Here is a 5,571-nt window from a genome sequence, read left to right on the forward strand (position 1 = left end):
CATTTAAAGGTTATGCAGTTTAGAAAGGAAATTAATTATGTATGGGAACAGTCAGGTATTGATGAACTGGATTTGATTCCCCCAGCAATTATCCATACCATTTTGGAGAATGGCATTACCCATAGTATGCCCAGCATTGATAAGATCATTACTTTTAAGCTGAGCTTTGAAAAGCAAGGCGGGAACAAGCAATATAAGCTGCTAACCATCGCCAGGAACAGAGAAAACAGAATTGAAAAAAAAACAGGGACAGGTTTTCAATACATTGCTGCACGGTTAACCGAAAGCTATGGTGATCAATGGACTTTTGAATCGCAGGCCGTACCCGAAGGTTGGCTTACATGCATAAAAATACATGCTGGATAATGAATATACTACTTGTTGAAGATGAGGCAAGGATTGCCAAAAGGGTAGCGCGGATGAGTCGGGAATTCTTTGGATCAACGATTCAAAATCTTGTGGTTTGTGAATCCGTTAATGGTGGCATTAAATACTTGAGTGAACATACACCCGATCTGTTATTGCTGGATCTGAATTTAAATGGTGAGGATGGATTCGATTTGCTTAAAAGTGTTGCCGCCAGCGCTTTTCATACGATCATTATATCGGCTTATACAGAAAAAGCGATTACGGCTTTTGCTTACGGCGTGTTGGATTTTGTTCCTAAACCCTTTGATCAGGAGCGCCTCAACCTTGCATTCAGACGTTTATCTACATCGGGGCCAAAATCTGAAGGCAAACTTGAATACCTGGCTGTTAAAAAGGCCGGTTCCATCGTATTGATTGATATTAAAGAAGTCCGGTACATCAAAGGCGCCGGTATTTACACCGAATTGCATTTACTGAATGGAAAGAAAGCACTTCATGATAAATCACTCGAAAAACTAGAACAGTTGCTTCCTGCCTCTTTTGAGCGCATTCATAAATCTTATATTGTACCGATTAATCAAACAAAAGAAATCATTGTTCATACCGGCAGTAAATATCTTCTTGAACTTAAAAATGGGGAAATACTACCTATTGGGAGGTCAAGGTATAAAGAACTAAAACGGAGGATTATATAATACCATTAGACACCACTTTACATCTTGATTAAATCTCATTACATTTTTGTAACCTCATAAATTGTATGTAATCCGTATTAACCGGTTTAATGTTATGCATCGTCATTTCTTTAGCTATTTGCGCACGGTGATAGGTGCCATGATTAAAAACGTGCAGCAAAATATCATTAACGGATGTTTCAAAATAGCCAGCAGTTGAGGTTGTATACTTTATAATCGGTGAGTCTGCCGTTTCCAGGTATTCTATCTTTGACAAAGCATTTGCACTTTCTTCGAGCAGCACGCTGCATATTTCAAGATCGTTTACTTGCCAAACACCAATATTGGGTGCAACGCCGTTAATTCTGGAAACCCATATCTTTTGCGCATTTACGATGTGACTGAACAGTGTAATACATGATTCGGGAAGCAATTGAGAATTTGTCTGTAAGGCATCCAGCAAAAGTGAATTTGCCCAATTGTTGTATTTGCAGAATTGCTTTAACATAGCAGCGATTGTTTTATTTATCAATTTAAGATTTTTATGGGAATTTTTATTTTAAATGTAATTACACTAATGATAAGTTGAGCCTCACAGACAAGTAAAATGAGCCATATGGGAAATAGCAGGTGAACAAAAGTGATGATCTTTGATTCGTTAATACGTAAATTATCAGTTATGGAACAAATAACAAAAATAAACCTCGGCAAAAATGGTCCGCTGGTATCTAAACTTGGATTAGGCTGCATGCGGATGTCGTCGGTTTGGGGCGGCCCGGTAAATGACGAAAACGAAAGTATCGCTACCATTCAGGAAGCATTAGATAAAGGCATCAATTTTTTAAATACAGGAGACTTTTATGGCAGCGGACACAACGAGCTGCTGATCGGCAAAGCCATCAAAAACAGAAGGGATGATGCTTTCATCAGTGTAAAGTTTGGTGCGATCTTTTACAATGGCCAGTGGCTTGGCTTGGACCTGCGTCCAATGGCCATCAAGAATTTTATCAATTATTCTTTGGTACGCTTGGGTATCGATACCATTGATCTTTATCAACCATGCAGAATTGACGATAGTGTACCAATTGAAGACATCATAGGGACTGTCGCTGACTTAATCAAGGAAGGAAAGGTGCGCCACCTTGGCGTTTCTGAAATTACCCCAACGCAACTGCGTGAGGCGAATAGCATATACCCTGTAACTGCATTGGAAATCGGGTATTCACTGGCCGATCGCCAGATAGAAAGCGACCTGCTTCCAACAGCCAAAGAATTGGGTATCGGTGTAGTTGCGTTTGCCAACACCGCCGAAGGCTTGCTTACAGGGGAGATGACCGCACCACTCCCAGCTAATGATCATCATAATCATTTCACACGTTTTCAAGGAGAGAATCTCATTAAAAATCTGGAAAAAGTTGAAGTATTAAGGCAAATCGCAAAAGAAAAAGGATATACCCCGACACAACTGGCTATTGCTTGGGTCAACACTCAGGGCGAACATATTATGCCATTGGTAAGCATGAGCCGCAGATCAAGACTACCGGAGAATATGCAAGCAATGGAGATAATTTTCAGTCCGGAAGAGGCTAACGCCCTTAACGCACAATTTTCGCCAGGAGCGATCCTTGGTGGCACCTACCTGCAACGATAATGGCCGGGGCTAAAAAGCCCCGGCTATTTTAATATCTTTACATCATGACCAATCCAACTGAAATAATTCCTGGAGTGATCTTTTATTCATATTTCTCTGCTCAGAGAAAAGAGAAAGTGGGTTTTTTTGAGCACAGTACATTAGTGTTACAGGTTTCGGGACAGTTTACTCTGGAGACCACCAGCCAAAAGGTTTCGATGAAAGGTGGCCAGATGCTGCTGATACGGAAAAATCAGTTGGGAGAAATTACCAAAACACCGCTGGAAGGTCAGGATTATCAAACAATTATCATTTGCCTAAAGGATGACTTGCTCCGGCAGGTTGCCCTGGAGCAGCAAATAGATACCAGGCGCAAATATACTGGTTCGTCCAATGTTCTTATTCCGGAAAATGATTTTCTACATGGCTTTTTCCAATCCATAATACCCTATGTGCGCCATTCAGATGAAAAAATCACCAGGGATATGGGGATGCTTAAGGTGAGAGAAGCAGTTCAGCTGCTACTGTATACGCTTCCCGAACTCAAGGATTTTCTATTCGATTTCTCAGAGCCGTACAAGATGGATCTGGAAAAATTCATGCTAGGCAACTTTCATTTCAATGTTCCCGTTGAAAAATTCGCACAACTAAYCGGAAGAAGTCTTGCTGGCTTCAAGCGTGATTTTCAAAAAGTATTCAATATGTCACCCCGACACTGGCTACAGGAAAAACGGTTGACAGAGGCCCGGCATCTTATAGAGAATAAGCAAAGGAAGCCATCTTCTATCTACCTTGAACTTGGATTTGAAAGCCTTTCTCATTTCTCTCATTCCTTTAAAAAGAAATTCGGAAAGGCACCTACTGAGGTAATTAGTACTTTATAAAATATTATAATTGATAAACTTAAAGTCTGAGCTATCAATAGATAGATAGTCTCATTAAGTCAGCGTAATAATTGTTTTAATTACGCTAAATTATCCTTAAATTAGGTAATGATGACAAGGATCTATCATGTCGAAAATAAATTACAATCCGGCGCTCAGGGCGCAGTATCAATATCTTTTTGATACCTGCATTATTAAGTCAGAGAAATATGTCACTGTAGATGCAGTGATAAGTAAGATTCTGACTGGTAAAAACCGTTATGAGACAGTGGGATTTCCATTAAATATACCGTGGTATTTCATTGGCATTATACATTATATGGAAGGCAGCTGTAATTTCAAAACCCACCTTCATAACGGTGATCCGTTAACAGCTAAAACTATCCATGTTCCCGCAGGCCGGCCCGTTGGTGGCTCAGCGCCTTACACATGGGAATTTAGTGCGCAGGATGCGCTTAAGCTTAAAAAGCTGGAACAATGGCCTGATTGGGATATTGCTGGCATCCTTTATAAGCTGGAACAATACAACGGGTTTGGCTACAGAAATTTAGAGCACCCTATTCCTAGTCCATACCTCTGGAGCTTCAGCAATCACTATGATAAAGGAAAATATGTGTCAGATGGACACTATGATCCTAATGCGGTATCCGCCCAATGCGGTGCAGCAGTTATCTTAAGACGCTTTATTGAAAGGCAGCTGATCACTGGTATTATTGATAGGATTAGTCTAACCAGGCAATTAGGACAGGAAGTGATCTTTTCACCATCAAAATATGCTACTAAAGCAGAACAGCTACAGCGCTGGCTGGTAAAATTAGGTGCCATTATAAAAATTGATGGCAAAGCTGGCCCTTTCACGAGTGATGCTTACAAAAATATAACAGGCGAATATCTTTCAGGGGACCCTAGATGATCGTTAAAGCCTATAAATATTGAAGATGCATCTTTAAAGGGACAGTGTTGAAATACAAGACTGTCCCTCAATGATAATTCGAGATTGGCTATATTGCTAGTTAACAATAACGCTCAGGCTATAATCAACTACAACATTTTCAAAATAAGCCAAAGTGCTGCCATATTTAGAGGCCGAGCCGCAATAGAAGTTATAATTGTAGGTATGATAAGGTGTATCATACGGAGCGGCAACCTCTACCCTAACATTATAAGTTCCCTGAGGTACATATAAACTCGCATAACTATGCGGGTTGGCGGTTACAGAGCTATAATAGCCCGAAGAATTACTTACTGTCACCGTTGCATTGTAATAAGTGCCATTTCCAAAGGACACGGTAACGTCAGAGAATGGCACTTTGGCTGTCTTGTTGGTCCATGAGCCACATAAAATAATTGTGCAAAAAATCAGGGATAATTGAATTGCTTTTTTCATAATGGTTTAAAATTTAAGGATTAATGATTGTTATAAAAGGTTTGATATAAAAATTAACGCCATTGTGGAAAGTTCATCAGCACGCATTACCAGCGTGCGGTCAGGCTTATTGTTTAATGCTTTTTAGCTCGATGCTGACTTTCCGGAATTCATATCTTTGTTCTTGATGATCGGTTATAGTTCGTTTCGGTATTACAAGTTAATTTTTATTGATGTAAAATCCCTGTAACATGTTGTCTGATTATGACTATATTGTATCATCAAAATCCTCCATTTACAATCAAAGGATTCTTCGGTTATGGCTTTTTATGAGCAGGCCCAACACTCAGATATCACGGCAGCTAAACTCAGGTTTAACTGGAGCACAGACCTGTTACACACCTGTAAGGTACCTGTTGATATTATACCGTGACCGAACCATTTGTATACCCTGATGCTAGGAGAGCAAGTATCCCGCTAAATTTTATAGCTTGTATTGAATTACCTGGACGTGCGGGACACACAGAGTGGTATCCCGCCGCTTACCCCAGGTACCGAGCGCTACACAATATCTTATTTATTTTTTCTGTTCGGTATAAATTGCAACTCCATCAATAATGAGCGATCTAACATACAGAGACATCTGGA

Annotated in this window: 7 protein-coding genes; 5 read left to right on the plus strand and 2 right to left on the minus strand. The window is 40.1% G+C overall.

Translation table 11 applies throughout. The features are described from left to right. Together AC1DDX_RS22165 and AC1DDX_RS22170 are read left to right on the plus strand one after the other, a co-directional pair. Positions 1-366: hypothetical protein (locus tag AC1DDX_RS22165; protein WP_477622612.1), on the plus strand; the 366-nt coding region annotated here is incomplete at its 5' end. Next, on the plus strand, positions 366-1,064 hold the full coding sequence (locus AC1DDX_RS22170) for a LytR/AlgR family response regulator transcription factor (protein WP_337716152.1): 699 nt from the start codon (positions 366-368) through the stop codon (positions 1,062-1,064). The genes AC1DDX_RS22165 and AC1DDX_RS22170, both read left to right, overlap by 1 nt. 28 nt (positions 1,065-1,092) lie before the next feature. On the opposite strand, the gene AC1DDX_RS22175 is transcribed toward AC1DDX_RS22170, so the two are convergent. Further along, complete coding sequence (locus AC1DDX_RS22175) at positions 1,093-1,551, minus strand: DinB family protein (protein ID WP_288879270.1); 459 nt, start codon at positions 1,549-1,551, stop codon at positions 1,093-1,095. Positions 1,552-1,722: 171 nt separating this feature from the next. Between AC1DDX_RS22175 and AC1DDX_RS22180 the strand changes: the two genes are divergently transcribed. The 3 genes from AC1DDX_RS22180 (at position 1,723) to AC1DDX_RS22190 (ending at position 4,470) form a co-directional block, all read left to right on the plus strand. Continuing rightward, a complete protein-coding gene (locus tag AC1DDX_RS22180; protein WP_288879269.1) occupies positions 1,723-2,694 on the plus strand; it encodes an aldo/keto reductase in 972 nt (323 codons plus the stop codon). 44 nt (positions 2,695-2,738) lie between these two features. Beyond that, positions 2,739-3,557, plus strand: a complete 819-nt coding sequence (locus AC1DDX_RS22185) for a helix-turn-helix domain-containing protein (RefSeq protein WP_477622613.1) — start codon at positions 2,739-2,741, stop codon at positions 3,555-3,557. 127 nt (positions 3,558-3,684) lie between these two features. After that, positions 3,685-4,470 (plus strand): hypothetical protein, encoded by a 786-nt coding sequence (locus AC1DDX_RS22190; RefSeq protein WP_288879267.1) that lies wholly within the window; start codon positions 3,685-3,687, stop codon positions 4,468-4,470. Between the two features lie 96 nt (positions 4,471-4,566). On the opposite strand, the gene AC1DDX_RS22195 is transcribed toward AC1DDX_RS22190, so the two are convergent. After that, the gene (locus tag AC1DDX_RS22195) at positions 4,567-4,944 is read right to left on the minus strand and encodes a hypothetical protein (protein WP_172662826.1); all 378 of its coding nucleotides are present in this window, start codon (positions 4,942-4,944) and stop codon (positions 4,567-4,569) included. Positions 4,945-5,571 lie beyond the last annotated feature (627 nt).

Source organism: Pedobacter sp. 10L46_2 (assembly GCF_056395165.1).